18 protein-coding genes and 1 tRNA gene are annotated in these 17216 nt (G+C 66.4%); 13 read left to right on the plus strand and 6 right to left on the minus strand.

From position 1 onward, the window contains the following. Nucleotides 1-3: 3 nt before the first annotated feature. A complete protein-coding gene (locus EG799_RS06640) occupies nt 4-999 on the minus strand; it encodes a threonine aldolase family protein (protein WP_123879653.1) in 996 nt (331 codons plus the stop codon). Between the two features lie 53 nt (nt 1000-1052). On the opposite strand from EG799_RS06640, the gene EG799_RS06645 reads away from it, so the two are divergent. Then, complete coding sequence (locus tag EG799_RS06645; protein ID WP_123879655.1) at nt 1053-1355, plus strand: GNAT family N-acetyltransferase; 303 nt, start codon at nt 1053-1055, stop codon at nt 1353-1355. A 6-nt stretch (nt 1356-1361) separates the two neighbouring features. On the opposite strand, the gene EG799_RS06650 is transcribed toward EG799_RS06645, so the two are convergent. The 3 genes from EG799_RS06650 to EG799_RS06660 all read right to left on the minus strand — a co-directional run bounded on the left by EG799_RS06650 (nt 1362) and on the right by EG799_RS06660 (nt 3697). Then, a complete protein-coding gene (locus tag EG799_RS06650) occupies nt 1362-2966 on the minus strand; it encodes a PH domain-containing protein (RefSeq protein ID WP_123879657.1) in 1605 nt (534 codons plus the stop codon). After that, nucleotides 2963-3475, minus strand: a complete 513-nt coding sequence (locus tag EG799_RS06655) for a PH domain-containing protein (protein WP_123879659.1) — start codon at nt 3473-3475, stop codon at nt 2963-2965. Before EG799_RS06655 ends, EG799_RS06650 begins: the two co-directional genes overlap by 4 nt. Before the next feature lie 147 nt (nt 3476-3622). Further along, nucleotides 3623-3697: transfer RNA gene (locus EG799_RS06660), tRNA-Thr, on the minus strand. Between the two features lie 93 nt (nt 3698-3790). Between EG799_RS06660 and EG799_RS13970 the strand changes: the two genes are divergently transcribed. The 10 genes from EG799_RS13970 to EG799_RS06705 are packed head-to-tail and all read left to right on the plus strand — an operon-like array spanning nt 3791 to nt 12788. Continuing rightward, the gene (locus tag EG799_RS13970) at nt 3791-3949 is read left to right on the plus strand and encodes a hypothetical protein (RefSeq protein ID WP_158611032.1); all 159 of its coding nucleotides are present in this window, start codon (nt 3791-3793) and stop codon (nt 3947-3949) included. A 34-nt stretch (nt 3950-3983) separates the two neighbouring features. After that, entirely contained in the window at nt 3984-4670 is a 687-nt protein-coding gene (gene gpmA / locus EG799_RS06665; RefSeq protein ID WP_123879662.1) for a 2,3-diphosphoglycerate-dependent phosphoglycerate mutase, read from the plus strand. A gap of 4 nt (nt 4671-4674) precedes the next feature. After that, on the plus strand, nt 4675-5166 hold the full coding sequence (gene purE, locus EG799_RS06670) for a 5-(carboxyamino)imidazole ribonucleotide mutase (protein ID WP_123879664.1): 492 nt from the start codon (nt 4675-4677) through the stop codon (nt 5164-5166). A 1-nt stretch (nt 5167) separates the two neighbouring features. Next, nucleotides 5168-6220, plus strand: a complete 1053-nt coding sequence (locus tag EG799_RS06675; protein WP_123879666.1) for a 5-(carboxyamino)imidazole ribonucleotide synthase — start codon at nt 5168-5170, stop codon at nt 6218-6220. A 1-nt stretch (nt 6221) separates the two neighbouring features. Then, nucleotides 6222-6713, plus strand: a complete 492-nt coding sequence (locus EG799_RS06680; RefSeq protein WP_123879668.1) for a dihydrofolate reductase — start codon at nt 6222-6224, stop codon at nt 6711-6713. After that, the gene (locus tag EG799_RS06685) at nt 6713-7924 is read left to right on the plus strand and encodes a dipeptidase (protein WP_123879669.1); all 1212 of its coding nucleotides are present in this window, start codon (nt 6713-6715) and stop codon (nt 7922-7924) included. Before EG799_RS06680 ends, EG799_RS06685 begins: the two co-directional genes overlap by 1 nt. Continuing rightward, nucleotides 7921-8874, plus strand: a complete 954-nt coding sequence (locus EG799_RS06690) for a bifunctional riboflavin kinase/FAD synthetase (RefSeq protein ID WP_123879672.1) — start codon at nt 7921-7923, stop codon at nt 8872-8874. The genes EG799_RS06685 and EG799_RS06690 overlap by 4 nt, the downstream gene beginning before the upstream one ends. Beyond that, entirely contained in the window at nt 8871-11816 is a 2946-nt protein-coding gene (gene ileS, locus EG799_RS06695; protein WP_123879674.1) for an isoleucine--tRNA ligase, read from the plus strand. The genes EG799_RS06690 and ileS overlap by 4 nt, the downstream gene beginning before the upstream one ends. Beyond that, entirely contained in the window at nt 11813-12385 is a 573-nt protein-coding gene (lspA, locus tag EG799_RS06700) for a signal peptidase II (RefSeq protein ID WP_123879676.1), read from the plus strand. Before ileS ends, lspA begins: the two co-directional genes overlap by 4 nt. After that, complete coding sequence (locus EG799_RS06705) at nt 12378-12788, plus strand: DUF3035 domain-containing protein (protein WP_123879678.1); 411 nt, start codon at nt 12378-12380, stop codon at nt 12786-12788. The genes lspA and EG799_RS06705 overlap by 8 nt, the downstream gene beginning before the upstream one ends. 89 nt (nt 12789-12877) lie before the next feature. Here EG799_RS06705 and EG799_RS06710 read toward each other — a convergent pair whose 3' ends face one another. Next, nucleotides 12878-14176 carry a hemolysin family protein gene (locus EG799_RS06710; RefSeq protein ID WP_123879680.1) on the minus strand — a complete coding sequence of 433 codons (1299 nt, stop codon included), beginning with the start codon at nt 14174-14176 and terminating at the stop codon, nt 12878-12880. Nucleotides 14177-14337: 161 nt separating this feature from the next. Here EG799_RS06710 and EG799_RS06715 point away from each other — a divergent pair, with 161 nt between their 5' ends. Beyond that, nucleotides 14338-15018 carry an OmpA family protein gene (locus tag EG799_RS06715; protein WP_123879682.1) on the plus strand — a complete coding sequence of 227 codons (681 nt, stop codon included), beginning with the start codon at nt 14338-14340 and terminating at the stop codon, nt 15016-15018. Between the two features lie 73 nt (nt 15019-15091). Here EG799_RS06715 and EG799_RS06720 read toward each other — a convergent pair whose 3' ends face one another. Then, complete coding sequence (locus tag EG799_RS06720) at nt 15092-15871, minus strand: 3'(2'),5'-bisphosphate nucleotidase CysQ (protein WP_123879684.1); 780 nt, start codon at nt 15869-15871, stop codon at nt 15092-15094. A gap of 114 nt (nt 15872-15985) precedes the next feature. Between EG799_RS06720 and sucC the strand changes: the two genes are divergently transcribed. Then, complete coding sequence (gene sucC / locus EG799_RS06725) at nt 15986-17185, plus strand: ADP-forming succinate--CoA ligase subunit beta (RefSeq protein ID WP_123879686.1); 1200 nt, start codon at nt 15986-15988, stop codon at nt 17183-17185. Nucleotides 17186-17216: the final 31 nt, after the last annotated feature.

Here is a 17216-nt window from a genome sequence, read left to right on the forward strand (position 1 = left end):
CGCTCACAGCCTGGCGATCGCCTTGCCGAAGGCAGCCGCGTGGGCGGGATCGGTCGCCCAGCTTGTCACGACGCGGATCGTGCTGTCGTTCCAGTCGTAGAAGGCAAAGCCGGCCTCGCGCAACGCGGCTCGTTCGGCGGCATCAGCGCGCACGAACAGCTCGTTGGCTTCAACCGGGCAAAGCAGACGATCCGTCGCTCCGCCCGCCACTTCCTGCGCGGCGGCATTGGCGGCACGTGCGTTCCGAAGCCAGAGATCGTCCTCAAGCAGCGCCAGAATCTGTGCGGCGAGGAAGCGGCCCTTGCTTTGCAGGTGCCCCGCCCGCTTGCGTCGCCAGCGTGCGACCTCGGCTTTCCCGGGGTCGAAGAACACTACGGCCTCGGCCCCCATGCCGCCATTCTTGACGAAACCGAAGCTCAGGACGTCCGCCGGTCCCACCGCCTCGCTTGGCTCACCGCCGAGGAACGCCGCCGCATTGGCGAAACGCGCCCCGTCCATATGAAGGCCCAGTCCGTGCGCGCCCGCCAGCGCACCGATGGCCGCCAGTTCGCGGGGTCGATAAACAACGCCGTATTCGGTCGATTGCGTGATGGAAATCGCCTGTGCAGGCACCTGATGCACGCCGCGGGTGATGCCCTTCAGCCGCATCTCGATCGCTTCCGGGCTCAGCTTCGCGCCCTCGCCCGGAGCGAGCATCAGTTTGGCCCCGTGGAGGTAGAACCCCGGCGCGCCGCATTCGTCCTGTTCGATATGCGACTCCTCGTGGCAGATCACCCCGCCATGCGGTTCGACCATCGTCGCCAGCGCGAGGCAGTTCGCCGCCGTGCCGGTGGCGACCCACAGAGCAGCGCATTCGCGTCCGAAAAGCGCCGAAAACCGCGCATCCATCTCCCGGCTCAGGGCATCGGTGTCGTATGGCGTATCGCCGTCATCGGCGGCCTGCAGGGCGCGCCAGACCTGCGGATGGACGGGGGCGGCATTGTCGGAAAGGAACTGCATCGCGGAACGCCCTGCCCGCCCTGCCGGTTGAGCGCAAGAAGGAGAACCTGCCCATGTCCGATATCGATATCACAACCACCGACGAAACTACGCACGGCGCCTACCGCGCCCGGGTAGAGGGAGCCGACAGGCCCGCCGAACTGACATGGCAGGCGCGTGGCGAGGCCCGCGTCGCCACTCACACCTTCACCCCGCCCGAGGCGCGCGGCAAGGGCGTGGCGCTGAAACTGGTCGAAGCGATGATCGCCGACGCCAGGGCGAACGGCTTCACGATCGTTCCGCAATGTTCCTACGTGGAGGCGCAGTTTCGCCAGCATCCGGAATGGGCCGACATACGCGCGCAAATCGAAAGCTGATCGCCGTCAGCGGGGCAATTTCGCGAAATCGACCGCAGTAATCGACCCTACGATCTCTCCCCGGATCCGGCGGGCTTCTTCGAGCGGCAGGCCGGGAATGGCGAGCTTCCCTCCCGCAAGGCCCAAATTGAGGTCGGCATAGCCGCGCAGTCGGGAAAGCGGGCCTTGCGAAATCTCGACGGACTGCAGCTTGATCCGGCTGGCGATCTTCATTTCGGGTGCGAGCCAGTGTCGCCGCGTGAAGAGGAAGGTTTCGTCCAGGGCATGTCTCTGGTGTCGCCATAAAAAGGCCTGTTGCGCTGCGAACATCACTCCGATCGCCGCCATCAGCACGGCACCCAGACCAAGCCCGCGCGCATCAGCGGGAAGGACAGCCTTCGCCAGCAGAAACGCGCCGGCCGCGATGAAGCACGTGCCGGCACTCAACAACAGTCGATCGGTCCGGTATCTCCGGCTCGATCGGCGCCAGTCCAGCGCGTCGACCGGCAGGGCGAACTGCGCTTCCTCGACGATTGGCGCGATCTCCGCCATCCTGGCAAACGGCGCGACGTCATGGTTAGCCGCGCCCGAATCCTGCGCCAGGCTGATGAAGGACAGGCCGTGCCAGCCGAACAGGCGCCGCAGCCATCCCGTCGAGACCTTCATCGCCTGCACCCTGTGGGCCGGCATCATCACGTCGGTCTTCGTCAGCAGCCCGCGTCGCCGCCGAAACCCCCGTGTCGTTCGCTCGAGCCGGAATTTCCAGTCGCGCAAAAAGGTGATGATGACCCCGCTCGCGAGTCCGACAACGACGATCCCGCCAGCGAAGTAGAGCGCGGCGGCAATCTGCGCCGCTAAGCCGAGATGGGACAGGTAGCTGCCGGTCGTGACGTAACCGCCATCGGTCACGAACGCCGCGAGCCATCCCCACGGGTCGAACGGCACAAAACCCTGAAACTGCTGAAGAGCGCCCAATAGGATGGCAAATACGACAAGCGAGAAATTGAAGAGGCCGTAGGTGAACAACCGGCGCGGCCCCATTGCGAAAAGCGTGCGTCCGCCCTCCGACGCCGCTGTACTGCTTTCCCCCTCTCCCTGTTCCGAAGGTATCGCCGAACCGCTTTCCTCCTCGGCGAGCGCACGCACGGTTTCGCGCAGGCGTTCGCCCTCCGCCTCGGTCACATAGGCGAGCTTCAGTTCGTCCTTGCCGCCGGCGCCCGTCTCGAAGCGCACCTCGACCAGACCCAGCAGCCGGGGTATCAGCTTCTGTTCGAGGCTGACGTCCTGGATACGGTCATAGGGGACCGAGCGCGCAGTGCGGCTGAGCACGCCTTGCTCCACGCGCACGTCGTTCGCGCCGATACGGTAGCGCAGCCGCCACCAGCGAAGCCAGCTTCCGCCCAAGTTCAGCGCCACGATGCCAAGCACTATGGGAACGGCGAACGGCGCGATGGCGGACAGACCCTGACCATCCTGGGCGGCCGAGCCGACGAAGATCGCCAGTACCGGCAAGGCCGATCTGGCGAGCGCCCGCACGCTCTCGGCAAGGACGCTGAGCCGATTGACGCGTTGCCATTCGTCGATCTCGGCGACTTCGGGCAGGCCCGCCTCGGCAACCGCCGCCGCGCTCATAGCGATTCGCGCTTCACGTGCCGGCGAATGGCCTCGCGCATCGCTACGGCATCGACGTGGGCGAGGCCCGGCAGGGTCACCGACGAATTGTGCGTGCCCGCCGTGTGCAGAATGAGCCGGGCGATGCCGAAGGCGCGCTCGAGCGGTCCCTGCTCGACGTCCAGATGTTGCACCCGGCTGAACGGCACGACGGTGTCGGAACGGAACATGACGCCCTTCACCACTTGCAACCGATCCTCGCCCATATCGTAACCGCGCGCGGCGTACCGGCGCATCGGAAGATAGATCAGCAGGATCGCCGCGATGAAAATCAGGAGGAGAACCGGCACAAGGGGCGGCAGATCGCCTGCCACGGAAAGGCCTACCCCGCCCGCGATCAGGGGCAGGAGTATCAGCGCCCCGCGAATACGCAGGACGGTCGCGTATCCCGGATCGAGCTTCGTCAGTTCCCCGTATCCGTCATCCCGACCGGGGCGAGCAAATGCGTCATCGGCGATGAGGTCGTGCATGGCGGGAAAGTGGCACGGTCGGCACGCACGGGCAAGTTCGTCCGTCGAGCGCTGTAGGCCGGTAAGCGAACGCCGCGCCCTCTCGTTTCCATTTTCCATCGCGCCCGCCTGCTCGGGGGCCTTGCCACAGGGCAACGCATGGAAGAATGGTGCCACGAGAGAGGATCGAACTCTCGGCCTCACCCTTACCAAGGGTGCGCTCTACCACTGAGCTACCGCGGCACATTGTCGAAACAGGCGCGCGCTATTGTCGGGCGAGGGCCGAAAGTCAAGCCGAGCTTGAGGCGCGCACGCGGTTGCGGCAAGGATAAGGGCATGGCATCGGACGACACGAACAGCGGACGCGGGCGCGAGGAACGGCTCGCCGAAAAGCTTCGCGAGAACCTTCGGCGGCGCAAGGCGCAGGCCAGGGCCAAGGGCGGGGCCGGCACGTCGGCGGATCGCGACCTTTCCAATCCCGCGCGCGGCGGCTAACGCCCGACCGCGCCTTGCAGGGAGAGCCGACACCATGCCCGTTCTGATCCTCGTCCGCCACGGCCAGAGCCAGTGGAACCTCGAAAACCGCTTCACCGGGTGGTGGGACGTCGATGTTACCGAAAAGGGCGCGGAGGAAGCCCGAGCCGCCGGCCGGCTGTTGCTGGAAAAGGGCGTGTTGCCGACGATGGCCTTCACTTCGCTGCAAACCCGGGCCATCAAGACGCTGCATCTCGCGCTGGAGGAGTGCGGACGGCTGTGGATCCCCGAGGTCAAGGACTGGCACCTCAACGAGCGGCATTACGGCGGGCTGACCGGACTCGACAAGGATGAGACCCGGGAAAAGCACGGCGAGGAACAGGTTCATATCTGGCGGCGCAGCTTCGACACCCCGCCACCGCCGATGGAAAGGGGCGATCGCTACGATCCGGGCGCCGACCCCCGCTATGCCGGCATCGACGTACCGCAGACCGAGAGCCTGAAGCTGACGATAGAGCGGGTTTTGCCCTACTGGCAGAGCGACATCGTACCGCAGCTCGCGGGGGGCGAGACGGTCATCATCTCCGCCCACGGAAACTCGCTGCGCGCGCTGGTCAAGCATCTCTCGAACATTTCGGACGAGGATATCACCGGCCTCGAAATTCCTACCGGGCAGCCGATCGTCTACGAATTCGACGAGGCGATGCAGCCGGGTGAACGGTACTACCTGAAGGATAGCTGAGGACATGGACAGGACCGCATCCAGGGTCGCCATCGTCATGGGAAGCCAGTCCGACTGGCCGACCATGCAGGCCGCGGTGGATACACTCGGCCAGCTGGAGGTTTCGTGCGAGGCGCGCATCGTATCCGCCCATCGCACGCCCGATCGGCTTCACGCCTTCGGCAAGGGCGCGGCGGAGGAGGGGTTCGAGGTCGTGATCGCGGGCGCGGGAGGGGCCGCACATCTGCCTGGGATGATTGCCGCCCTTACCCATCTGCCCGTGCTGGGCGTGCCCGTGCAGAGCCGCGCGCTGAGCGGTCTCGACAGCCTGCTGTCCATCGTTCAGATGCCGGCTGGCGTGCCGGTCGGCACGCTCGCCATCGGCGAGGCGGGGGCAACGAACGCGGCGCTGCTCGCAGCTTCGATCCTTGCCCTGTCCGACGATTCGCTCGCCGATCGGCTGCGGGCGTTCCGCGCGCGGCAGACCGGGGACGTAGCGGACAGGCCTGTGGCCTGACATGCTCGAGCCCGGTTCCACGATAGGCATTCTGGGGGGCGGCCAGCTCGGGCGGATGCTGGCCATGGCCGCCGCGCAGCTCGGCTATCGCTGCCATATCTACGCACCGCAGAAGGACTGCGTCGCGGCCGAGGTTTCCGCTTCCTTCACCAGCGCCGAATGGCACGACCGGGAAGCGCTGGCGGCCTTCGCGCAAGGTTGCGAAGTCATAACCTACGAATTCGAAAACGTACCGACAGAACCGCTGCTGGCCCTTCCCGCCGATCTGCTGGCTCCGGGGCCGCGGGCGCTGGAAGTCGCCCAGGACCGGGTGCGCGAAAAGCGCTTCGTGGAGAATCTCGGTGGCCGCCCCGCGCCCTTCGCCGCCGTCGATCACGACAGCGACCTTGTTCCCGCGCTAGAACGGATCGGTACGCCCGGAATCCTCAAGACCCGGCGCGACGGGTATGACGGCAAGGGACAGTGGACCATAACCGGTGCCGCCGACGCGAACGGCATACGCGTCCCGCATACGGGTGCGGTTTACGAGCGGAAGGTGGCGTTCGAGTGCGAATTCTCGGTGGTGATGGCAAGGGGCCGGGATGGGGCGGCAAGGTTCTGGGATTCGACCCGCAACCGCCACGATGACGGCATTCTCGCTCATTGCGAGCTGCCCCCGCCCGCCATCGTCAACGCGCAGGTGGGTGCGGCGCGCGATCTCGCTGAGAAGGTCGCCACCGCACTGGGCTATGTCGGCGTGCTGACGCTCGAATTCTTCGCCACCGAAGACGGCCCCGTGTTCAACGAAATGGCGCCCCGCGTCCACAATTCGGGCCACTGGACGATCGAGGGTGCCGTCACCAGCCAGTTCGAAAACCACATCCGCGCGATCTGCGGCCTGCCGCTCGGCGACACAGGCAGCGTCGCGCATCGGATGGTGATGGACAATCTCATCGGTCCCGACGCGCTCGATATCCGGCGCCATTGCTCGGACCCGACGGCGCATGTCCATCTCTACGGCAAGGGCGAGGCGCGCGCCGGGCGCAAGATGGGTCACGTCACGCGGGTCGGATAGCATGACCGACATCGTGTTCATCGTCGCCCGCGCAACCGATGGCACCATCGGCCATGACGGCGCGGTGCCGTGGGCGATCCGCGAAGATCTTCGGCGGTTCAAGCGCCTGACCATGGGCCGGCCGATGGTCATGGGTCGCAAGACCTTCGAGAGCCTGCCTGGCCTGTTGCCCGGGCGCCGTCACATCGTCCTTACCCGGCAGGCGGGTTGGCGGGCCGACGGCGCGGAAGTGGCGCATTCCCCGGAAGCGGCACAGGCACTGGCCGGCGATGACGGCTTCGCGGTCATCGGCGGGGCCGAGGTGTTCGACCTGCTGTGGGAACACGGGGGCCGCTTCGAACTCACCGAGATATACGAGAGTACCGGCGGCGACACCACGATGCGATCCCCCGCCGACGATCCATCGTGGCGGGAGGTGGCGCGCGAATGCCGCCCCGCCGCAGACGCCCATCCGCCTTTCGACTTCGTGACCTACGAGCGGCGAGCGCGCTGATGCGGCGCTGGCCGTTGCTGGTGCTTGCCGGGCTTGCGCTGGTGGCGCTCGCCTTCTTCGCAGTTGCGCCCGGCATTGCGGAGCGGAGCATGAACCGGGTTGACGGCCAGCGGCTCCCGCCGGTCAGCGACGAGGCACGAAACCTGCATGCCGCGCTCACCATCGTGGACCTGCACGGCGATACCCTGCTGTGGGACCGCAACCTGCTGACCCGCGCGCAGCGGGGGCATATCGACCTGCCGCGATTGCGGGATGGCAACGTCGCGCTGCAGGTCTTCTCGAGCGTCACCAAGACGCCGCGCGGACAGAACTACGAGGCGAACACAAGCGAGACCGATACGATCACGCCGCTCGTGGTCGGGCAGTTGCAACCGGTGCGGACATGGGGATCGCTGCTCGAGCGCTCGCTTTACCATGCGGCGAAACTCGAACGGGCGGCGGAGGCGTCGGGCGGCAGCCTGGTTCTGGTGCGAAACGGGTCCGATCTCGGACAGGTCCGGCGTACCGGCGCGCCGGGGCCGGTTGCTGCGATGCTGTCGGTAGAGGGACTTCACGATCTCGAAGGCGATCTCGACAACCTCGACCGGCTGTACGCCGCCGGGGTGCGGATGGCGGGCCTGACTCACTTCTTCGACAATTTTCTCGCCGGATCGATGCACGGGACTACGAAGGGCGGGCTGACCGATGCCGGGCGCGAGGCGGTGCGGCGGATGGAGCGCATGGGGATGGTCGTCGACATCGCCCATTGCAGCCATGCCTGCGTCGCCGACGTGCTGGCGATGGCGCGGCGGCCGGTCGTCTCCAGCCACGGCGGGGTACAGGCGACCTGCCGGGAGAACCGCAACCTGACCGATGCCGAGATACGCGGCATCGCCGCGACCGGAGGGATCGTCGGCATCGGCTACTGGCCGGGTGCCGTGTGCGACACCTCGCCCGCCGCCATCGCCCGCGCCATACGGCACGTGGCCGATGTCGCCGGCGTCGACCACGCCGCACTCGGCAGCGATTTCGACGGGGCGGTGACGACCCGCTTCGACACGTCGCACCTGGTACAGGTCACGCAGGCGTTGATGGACGCGGGTTTTACCGACAGCGAGATCGGCAAGGTCATGGGCGGCAACGCTCTGCGGGTGCTGGAGCGCGGGCTGGAACCGATGGCGCGCGTGCCCCTTGCGCCGCCGCGCCCGCTCCCCCAACAGGCGCGGCCATGACGATTCTCCACCATCGCGACCGCGTGCCCGACGCGCTGCGCGGAGCCGTGATCGCTCTCGGCAATTTCGACGGTTTTCACCTTGGCCACCAGCGCGTCGTGGCAGAGGCGGTCGACATGGCGCGGTTGCAGGGCAGGCCCGCCATCGTCGCCACGTTCGATCCCCATCCGGTGCGCCATTTCGCACCGCATGTCCCGCCCTTCCGCCTGACGACGCTCGATCAGCGCAACGAACTGTTCGGCGCCGCGGGGGCCGACGCGATGCTGGTGTTCGATTTCGACGACGATCTTGCCGCGATGAGTGCCGAGGGCTTCGTGCGCGATCTGCTGGGCGATCATCTGGGCGCAAGCGGCGTGGTAACGGGAGAGGACTTTACCTTCGGCAAGGATCGCGGCGGCAATACGCAGGTGCTGAAGGCCATCGGCGCAAGCTGCGGGATCGAGGCGCGCACCGTGGGCCCGGTGGGGACGCGCGGCCAGACCGTCTCGTCCAGCCGCATTCGCGATGCGCTGAAAGCGGGGGAATGCGATACCGCCTGCGAATTGCTGACCCGTCCCTTCACCGTGCGCGGCACCGTGGTCCACGGTGACAAGCGCGGGCGTGAGCTGGGCTATCCCACGGCCAATATCGAGCTCGGCAGCTATCTGCGCCCGCGCTTCGGCATCTATGCCGTATCGGGCCGCGTGCTGGCGACCGGGCAGCGCCTGCTCGGTGCGGCCAATGTCGGCGTGCGGCCGAGCTTCGATCCGCCCCGGGAACTGCTCGAGCCCTATTTCTTCGACTTCACCGGCGATCTCTACGGGCAGGAGCTCGACATCGCCTTTCGCGCCTTCATCAGGCCGGAGGCGAAGTTCGATTCGATGGACGAGCTGCGCGCGCAGATGGCCAAGGATTGCGAGGAGGCGGTGAAACGCCTAGGTGCGCCCCGAAACGGCGAACAGGCATCATGAGCGACGATACAGGCAAGCGCGACTACCGCGACACGGTTTTCCTGCCCAGGACGGATTTCCCGATGAAGGCCGGACTCCCCGCGAAGGAACCGGGCATCCTGTCGCGCTGGGAGGAGGAGGGGCTCTACCGCCAGCTGCGCGAGGCGCGGGCCGGGCGCGAGACATTCATCCTCCACGACGGCCCGCCTTACGCCAACGGCAACATCCATATCGGCCACGCGCTGAACAAGGTGCTGAAGGACGCGGTGACGCGCACGCAGACGCTGCTGGGCAAGGACGCGCCCTACGTGCCCGGCTGGGACTGCCATGGCCTGCCGATCGAGTGGAAGGTCGAGGAGCAGTACCGCAAGACAAAGCGCTCCAAGGACGCCGTGCCGCCCGCCGAATTCCGCCAGGAATGCCGCGAATACGCGCAGAAATGGGTCGAGGTGCAGATCGACCAGTTCAAGCGACTGGGCGTCAGCGGCGAATGGGACAAGCCTTACCTCACCATGGCGCCCGAGGCCGAGGCGGGCATCGTCGCCGAATTGCTGAAATTCGCGGAGTCAGGCCAGCTCTATCGCGGCGCCAAGCCGGTGATGTGGTCCCCGGTCGAGAAGACCGCGCTGGCCGAGGCGGAGGTCGAGTACGAGGATATCGTCTCGACGCAGATCGACGTGGCGTTCGAGATCGTTGAGTCGCCGATCGCGGAGCTGGTCGGGGCGCATGCGGTTATCTGGACCACGACGCCTTGGACCATTCCGGTTAACCAGGCGCTGGCGTATGGGCCGGAGATTGATTACGTTCTGCTCACGCCGTCTTATGATCGTGCGTTAAACGATGCTTCCTTCACAAACGCGGACGCAGTTTCTCATAAGAAGTTATTGGTTGCGCGGTTGTTGTTAGGCGCGGTGAAAGCGCGTCTGGGTTTTACGAGCCATCACGAAGCTTGGTCCGGCAAAGGCTCCGACCTCGCCGGCACCATCGCCCGCCACCCGATGCACCATCTCGGCGGGTTCTACGCCGAGCCGCGTCCGCTGCTGCCCGGCGATTTCGTCACCACCGACAGCGGCACCGGCCTCGTCCACATGTCGCCCGATCACGGCGAGGACGATTTCGAGCTGTGCAAGGCCTACGGCATCGGCCCCAAATTCGTTGTCGAGGCCGACGGGCGCTATCGCGAGGACTGGGGATGGCTGCCGCGTTACGACGAGCGCAGCGCCAGCGTCATCAACCCCACGTTCAACGCGCCCGACGGCCCGATCTGCTCGGACTTGCGGGAGGCGGGCGCGCTGCTTTCGGCGAGCGCGGATTACCAGCACTCCTATCCGCATAGCTGGCGGTCGAAGGCGAAGGTCATCTACCGCTGCACGCCGCAGTGGTTCGTGCCGATGGACCGGCCCCTAAAGCCCTCTCCCCCTGAGGGGAGAGGGTTGGGAGAGGGGGATGCGCGCACCGCCGCGGCCGGCAGCCCCCTCCCCCCGACCCCCTCCCCTGAAGGGGCGGGGGAGACGACCCTGCGCGAAACCGCCCTCGCCGAAATCGAGGCCACCCGTTTCGTCCCCGCCAAGGGCCAGAACCGCATTCGCGCCATGGTGGGGGGCCGCCCCGACTGGGTGCTCAGCCGTCAGCGCGCATGGGGCGTGCCGATCACGCTGTTCGTCGATCGCCGCTCGGGCGAGTATCTGGTCGATCCCGCCGTCAATGCCCGCATCGTCGAGGCGGTGAAGCAGGACGGGGTCGACGCCTGGAGCGAGGACAACGCCGCCTCGCTCCTCGGCCCGGACCGCGATCCTGCCGCTTACGAGATGGTCACGGACATTCTCGACGTGTGGTTCGATTCCGGCTCCACCCACGCCTTCGTGCTCGAAAGCGACGAATGGCCCGACCTGCGCTCCCCCGCCGATCTGTATCTGGAGGGCAGCGACCAGCATCGCGGCTGGTTCCAGTCCTCGCTGCTGGAAAGCTGCGCCACCCGCGGCCGCGCGCCATACGACCAGGTGCTGACGCACGGCTTCACCATGGCCGCGGACGGGCGCAAGATGTCCAAATCGCTCGGCAACACGGTCGATCCGCTGAAGGTGATGGAGGAATACGGCGCCGACATCATCCGCCTGTGGGCGCTGAGCGTCGATTACACCGAGGACCACCGGATCGGGCCTGAAATCCTCAAGGGCGTGGCCGATAGCTACCGCAAATTGCGCAACACTTTCCGCTACATGCTGGGCGCCCTCTCCGGGTTCGCGGAGAACGAGCGCGTGACGGACGTGGCCGCCATGCCCGAGCTCGAACGGTACATGCTGGCGTTGCTCGGCAGGCTGGACGCGCGATTGCGGCAGGCGGTCGCGGATTACGACTTCAACGCCTATGTCCGCGCTCTGACCGAGTTCGCGAACGAGGATCTGTCGGCCTTCTTCTTCGATATCCGCAAGGACCGGCTCTACTGCGACGCGCCCGGTTCCATCGAGCGGCGCGCCTATCGCACCGTGCTCGACACGCTGTTTCACGCGATGGTGCGCTACGCCGCGCCGGTGCTGGTCTTCACCGCCGAAGAGGTATGGGGCACGCGCTATCCGGACGGCGGTTCGGTCCACCTGCTCGAATGGCCCGAGATCCCGCCGGCCGATGCCGATATGGACCGGTGGGACGCGCTGCGTCGCTTGCGCGAGCGGGTGATGGAGGCAATCGAGCCGATGCGGCGCGAGAAGACCATCCGCTCCGGCCTGGAGGCGGAGGTATCCGTGCCCGCGCCGGCGGTGCCCGAAGGGTTCTCTTCCGACCAGTTGATGACGCTGTTCATCTCGGGTGAAGTCCGTCTGCACGATGGAGATACCGTGAAAGTCGCCAAGACCGACGACGCCAAATGCGGCCGCTGCTGGCGCCTGCTGCCCGAGGTTTCGGAAGACGGCGACCTGTGCGCGCGGTGCGAGGGCGTGGTCGCCGAACTGGACGCCGCACGATGAGCTTTCTCAATCGCCATCGCATGATCGGCCTCGTGGTCGCGTTCGTCGTGTTCGTTGCCGACCAGTGGCTCAAGAGCGTGGTGGTGAACACGCTCGGCCTGACGCAGGTAGGCAACCATTACGACCTGCTGCCCTTCTTCGATTTCACGCGAACCAACAATTACGGCGTATCGCTGGGCATGTTCGAAGCCACGAGCATGGAGATGCGCTGGATTCTCGTCGCCATGACCGCCGCCATCGCCGTGCTCGTGCTGGTGTGGATGATGCGCGAGCGCAAGCTGTGGGACATCGTCGCGCTGGGCATGGTGCTGGGCGGGGCGATCGGAAACATTCGCGATCGCTTCCTCTATGGCTATGTCATCGATTTCGCCGACCTGCATTTCGGCGACTTCCGCCCGTTCCTGATCTTCAACGTCGCCGATGCCGCGATCACCGTGGGGGTGGTGATTATCCTTGCCCGCGCGCTGTTCATGCGCGAGAAACGGAGCGACGAGCAGGAGGGCGGGCGCGCCGCGCCAACCGCCACCACGACCGCCGACGACACTTCCGAGGACCTGACCAATGCGTAACCCCATCCGGATCACCATCGCGGGCACCCTTGCCTTCGCGCTTGTCGGCTGCGGCGGCATCAATATCGGCGGGCGTGACCGGCCGGACGAATTCGCCGTATCGCGCCAGGCTCCGCTGGTGGTGCCGCCCGATTTCCACCTCGTGCCGCCCGCTCCCGGCGCTCCGCGACCGACCGACGACACCGCCTCGCAACAGGCGCTCGACGCGTTGTTCGGCGGCAGCGCGCCGCGCAGCCAGGTGGAGACGAGCGCCCTGCGCGAGGCCGGAGAAGCGGCGCCCGGCATCCGTTCGGCCGTGGGCGATACGGACACCAACACGGTCGCCAAGGGCGCGACCACCCGCGCCATCATCGCGGCCCCCGAAGGGGACGGCCAGAGCGCGCGGGCGAGCATACCCGGCTGAGTGTCTCTTGACCCCGCATGCTCGGGGTCGTCGTGCCGGGTGTTCCACCGGCTACGGTGCGGCGCCGGTCCAGGCGCGCGGGCAGGCGATCACCCCGCCTCGCTTACCAGCAGCTTGTCGATCTTGCGGCCGTCCATGTCGACAACCTCGAACCGCCAGCCCTGCTCGGTAAAATGCTCGCCCTCTGCGGGCAGGCGCTTGAGCACGAAAAGAGCGTAACCCGCCGCCGTCGCGAATTCGCGGTTTTCGGGAAGATCGAGACCCAGCCTTTCCGCCAGCGCATCGGCGGACAGTCCGCCCGACACCAGAAGCGAGCCGTCCTCGCGCTCCGTCACCATGGGCGTGTCGCCCTCGTCCTGATGGCTGGCGAAGTCGCCGGCGATGGCGGAAAGCAGGTCGGCGGTGGTGACGATACCATCGAGATGACCGTACTCGTCATGCACCATCGCCATTCCGGTGCCCGATTGCTGAAGCACGCGCAGCGCATCCATCGCATCGAGCTGGTCCGGCAGCACCTCGCTCTTGCGCGCGAGATCGGCGAGCGAGAAGGTCTCGCCGCGCAGCAGCCGGCTGAGCACCTCGCGCACCTTGACCACGCCCAGCATCTTGTCCGCAGCACCTTCCGCCACCGGCAGCAGGGAATGCGGGGATTCGGCGATACGGGCGCGCAGCGTATCCGCGTCGGCATTGACGTCGAGCCACACCATGTCGGTGCGCGGCGTCATCAGTTCGCGCACCGGCCGATCCGCCAGCCGCATGATGCCCGACAGGATGGCGCGCTCCTGTTCCTCGATGACGCCGGTACGCGTCGCGTCCGCGAAGATCATGTGGAGTTCCTCGGCGGTCAGCGAATGGTCGCCGCCCCGGCGTATCCCGATCGCCCGCAGCAGCAGGCCGGACGATGCGTCCAGTAGCCAGACGAAAGGCGCGGCGACCTTCGCCAGCAGGGCCATCGGCCGCGCCATGATGATGGCGATCCGGTCGGCGGCGCGCAGCGCCAGCTGCTTGGGCACCAGTTCCCCGACGACGAGGCTGAAATAGGTCGTCAGCGCGATCATCAGGACGAAGCCGATATTCATCGCCGTTTCGCGGTCGACCACGTTCCAGCTGGCGATGCGCTCGCCCACCGGACCGCCCAGCGTGGCGCCCGACACCGCGCCGGCGACGATCCCGATCAGCGTGATGCCGATCTGCACGGTGGACAGGAACTTGCCGGGCTCCGCCGCCAGCTTCATCGCCACTTCCGCGCTGCCGCTGCCCTTGTCGGCGGCCAGGCGAAGGCGCGCGGTGCGGGCCGAAACGATGGCCAGCTCGGACATCGCGAACACGCCGTTGAGCACAATCAGCAAGGCGAGCGCGGCAAGATAATGCCAGGGGAACGGTGCCATCAGGCCTGCCGCGCTAGCAGAACATTCGCTCCCGGCGAAAGCCTATCCTTGCGCCGTGCGTTGTCGATCGGCGCGGAACGGTGCCGGGTAAAATGCGTTTTCCCACCGCAAGACCGGCCACTCGCCGATGTGGTCTGCTGAACGCAGTGAGGACTATGATAATGAAAAAGACCAAGATTTTTGCCTGCTCCATCGGTGCGCTCGCCCTGCTGGGCACCAGCGCATGCGTCACCGATCCCAACACCGGAGAACGCTACGCCTCGCGCACCGCCATCGGCGGCGTCGGCGGTGCCGGTCTCGGTTATCTGCTGGGCGGCCTGATCGGCGGCAAGACCGCCCGCATCGTGGGCGCCGGCATCGGCGCAGCGGCCGGCGGTTACGTCGGCTACCGCATGGACGAGCAAATTCGCGAACTCGAAGAGGCGACGGCCGGCACGGGCGTCGACGTGGGCCAGACGCCCAATGGCGACGGCATTCTGCTGAATTTCCCCGATGTCACCTTCGCGGTCGACAGCACGACGATCAATTCCAACATGCGCAACGTTCTCGACGACGTGGCGCAGTCGATGACGAACTACCCCAACTCGCTGATCGACGTCATGGGCCACACCGATTCGACCGGTAGCGAGCAGTACAATCTCGACCTCTCGCGCCGCCGTGCCGAATCGGTCGCCAACTACCTGACCTCGCGCGGGGTGTCGCGCGCCCGGATCGAGACGATCGGTTACGGCGAACAGTATCCGATCGCGGATAATTCGACCGAAGCCGGGCGGTCGCAGAACCGCCGCGTCGAAATCCGGATTACGCCGATCACGCAGCAGGACGTGCAGCAGGCCTACTAGGCAGAGGCCGTCGATCGCCGACGCAAAGGGCCGGTTCTTCGCAAGGGGGCCGGCCTTTCGCTGCGGCGCGCATTCATCCGGCCAACCGCTCGGCCCGCTCCTTCAGCCGCACGATTGCCGCGTCATGGATGGCGGGCGAGCTGACCAGAAGGCCGAAGGCACGCGGGTCGCGCTTGTTGTAGGTTAGCGGCTGTCCGAACGCGTCGCTCACGCGCGCCCCTGCCTCGCGCGCGATCAGCGCGGCCGCGGCGACATCCCATTCGAAGCCCCAGCGTACCGTCGCCACCAGGTCGGCCTCGTCACTGGCCACCATGGCGATGCGCAGGGCAATGGAGTTCGGCTTCTCGACCATCGTCAGGTCGCGATCGTCCTTCGACAGCGAATCGGCGGGGACACGCGCGCCGGAAAACCGCGTCCTGGTGCTGGCCCGCAGACGTTCGCCATTGCGCCAGGCCCCCTTGCCGGCGGTGGCCGACCACACCTCGCCCCGGGCGGGCGCCACCAGCGTTCCGAGAAGCGGACGCCCGCCGCTCACCAACGCGACCGATACCGCCCAGCCCTTTCGTCCGCGGATGAAGTCTCGCGTGCCGTCGATCGGATCGACCAGCCAGGCAAGTCCCCTGTCGAGCCGCGCCTCGCTGTCCCGGGTTTCCTCCGACAACCACCCCGCTGCCGGCAGAAGGCTGGCCAGTTCCCGCTTGAGGAAGGCGTCGACATCGAGATCGGCCTCACACACCGGAGAGCCCGGCGTCTTGTCCCAGCTTTTCAGGTCGTACCCGGTCCCCGGCCATTTGCCGTGGGCGATATGGCCTGCCTCCCGGCAGATCTGTTCGAGGCGCATCGTGTCGATCATCGGTGGAAGAGCCGTCGATGGTGCGATGCGGAACCAATTGCAAGGCCGGTGCGATAATGCTTAGGCACTCGCGAGAAACCTCCCCATCCGATCGTAGAAGAAAGCACTGTCCCCATGAACATTCACGAATACCAGGCCAAGGAACTGCTCGCCAAATTCGGGGTCGGCGTTCCGGCTGGGTATCCGGCGATGAGCGCGGACGAGGCGGTTGCCGCGGCGCAGAAGCTTCCCGGCCCGCTCTATGTCGTCAAGGCGCAGATCCATGCCGGCGGGCGCGGAAAGGGCAAGTTTTCCGAGCTTCCTGCCGACGCGAAGGGCGGCGTCCGGCTGGCGAACTCGATTGACGACGTGCGGGCCGACGCGCAGGACATGCTCGGAAACACCCTCGTCACGGTTCAGACCGGAGAAGAGGGCAAGCAGGTCAACCGGCTCTACGTTACCGATGGCGTCGACATCGAGAAGGAATACTATCTCTCGATGCTGGTCGATCGCGCGACCAGCCGCATCGCCATGATCGTCTCGACCGAGGGCGGCATGGATATCGAGGAAGTCGCCCACCACACGCCCGAGAAGATCGCCACCATCGACATCGATCCGGCCACCGGCTTCATGCCGCACCACGGACGCGCGGTGGCGCATGCGCTGAAGCTCGACGGCAAGCTTGCCAAGTCCGCCGCCAAGCTGGCGAAGCAGCTCTACGAAGCGTTCACGACGCTCGATTGCGCCATGCTCGAGATCAATCCGCTGGTCGAGACGAAGGACGGCGAGCTTCTGGTGCTCGATACCAAGATGAGCTTCGACGGCAATTCGCTCTACCGGCATCCCGATGTCGAGAGCATGCGCGACGAGACCGAAGAAGACCCGGCGGAGGTCGAGGCCGGCAAGCACGACCTCGCCTACATCAAGCTCGACGGCAATATCGGCTGCATGGTCAACGGCGCGGGGCTGGCCATGGCGACGATGGACATCATCAAGCTGAACGGCGCCTTCCCGGCCAATTTTCTCGACGTGGGCGGCGGTGCAACGACCGAAAAGGTGACGGCCGCGTTCAAGATCATCCTGTCGGACCCGGCGGTGGAGGGCATCCTCGTCAACATCTTCGGCGGCATCATGAAGTGCGACATCATTGCCGACGGCATCGTCGCCGCGGCCAAGGAAGTGAACCTTTCCGTCCCGCTGGTCGTGCGTCTGGAAGGCACCAACGTGCAGAAGGGCAAGGACATCCTTGCCAATTCGGGCCTGCCGATCATCCCGGCGGACGATCTCGGCGACGCCGCCAGGAAGATCGTCGCCGAAGTGAAGGAGGCGGCCTGAATACGGGCCCCTCGCCCTTCGGGCAGGTTGA

Source organism: Aurantiacibacter spongiae (assembly GCF_003815535.1).
Classification (GTDB): Bacteria; Pseudomonadota; Alphaproteobacteria; order Sphingomonadales; family Sphingomonadaceae; genus Alteraurantiacibacter; species Alteraurantiacibacter spongiae.

Coding starts and splice junctions, on each gene's coding strand:
- EG799_RS06640 (WP_123879653.1), bottom strand. CDS start 999: ATGCAGTTCCTTTCCGACAATGCCGCCCCCGTCCATCCGCAGGTCTGG.
- EG799_RS06645 (WP_123879655.1), top strand. CDS start 1,053: ATGTCCGATATCGATATCACAACCACCGACGAAACTACGCACGGCGCC.
- EG799_RS06650 (WP_123879657.1), bottom strand. CDS start 2,966: ATGAGCGCGGCGGCGGTTGCCGAGGCGGGCCTGCCCGAAGTCGCCGAG.
- EG799_RS06655 (WP_123879659.1), bottom strand. CDS start 3,475: ATGCACGACCTCATCGCCGATGACGCATTTGCTCGCCCCGGTCGGGAT.
- EG799_RS13970 (WP_158611032.1), top strand. CDS start 3,791: ATGGCATCGGACGACACGAACAGCGGACGCGGGCGCGAGGAACGGCTC.
- gpmA (WP_123879662.1), top strand. CDS start 3,984: ATGCCCGTTCTGATCCTCGTCCGCCACGGCCAGAGCCAGTGGAACCTC.
- purE (WP_123879664.1), top strand. CDS start 4,675: ATGGACAGGACCGCATCCAGGGTCGCCATCGTCATGGGAAGCCAGTCC.
- EG799_RS06675 (WP_123879666.1), top strand. CDS start 5,168: ATGCTCGAGCCCGGTTCCACGATAGGCATTCTGGGGGGCGGCCAGCTC.
- EG799_RS06680 (WP_123879668.1), top strand. CDS start 6,222: ATGACCGACATCGTGTTCATCGTCGCCCGCGCAACCGATGGCACCATC.
- EG799_RS06685 (WP_123879669.1), top strand. CDS start 6,713: ATGCGGCGCTGGCCGTTGCTGGTGCTTGCCGGGCTTGCGCTGGTGGCG.
- EG799_RS06690 (WP_123879672.1), top strand. CDS start 7,921: ATGACGATTCTCCACCATCGCGACCGCGTGCCCGACGCGCTGCGCGGA.
- ileS (WP_123879674.1), top strand. CDS start 8,871: ATGAGCGACGATACAGGCAAGCGCGACTACCGCGACACGGTTTTCCTG.
- lspA (WP_123879676.1), top strand. CDS start 11,813: ATGAGCTTTCTCAATCGCCATCGCATGATCGGCCTCGTGGTCGCGTTC.
- EG799_RS06705 (WP_123879678.1), top strand. CDS start 12,378: ATGCGTAACCCCATCCGGATCACCATCGCGGGCACCCTTGCCTTCGCG.
- EG799_RS06710 (WP_123879680.1), bottom strand. CDS start 14,176: ATGGCACCGTTCCCCTGGCATTATCTTGCCGCGCTCGCCTTGCTGATT.
- EG799_RS06715 (WP_123879682.1), top strand. CDS start 14,338: ATGAAAAAGACCAAGATTTTTGCCTGCTCCATCGGTGCGCTCGCCCTG.
- EG799_RS06720 (WP_123879684.1), bottom strand. CDS start 15,871: ATGATCGACACGATGCGCCTCGAACAGATCTGCCGGGAGGCAGGCCAT.
- sucC (WP_123879686.1), top strand. CDS start 15,986: ATGAACATTCACGAATACCAGGCCAAGGAACTGCTCGCCAAATTCGGG.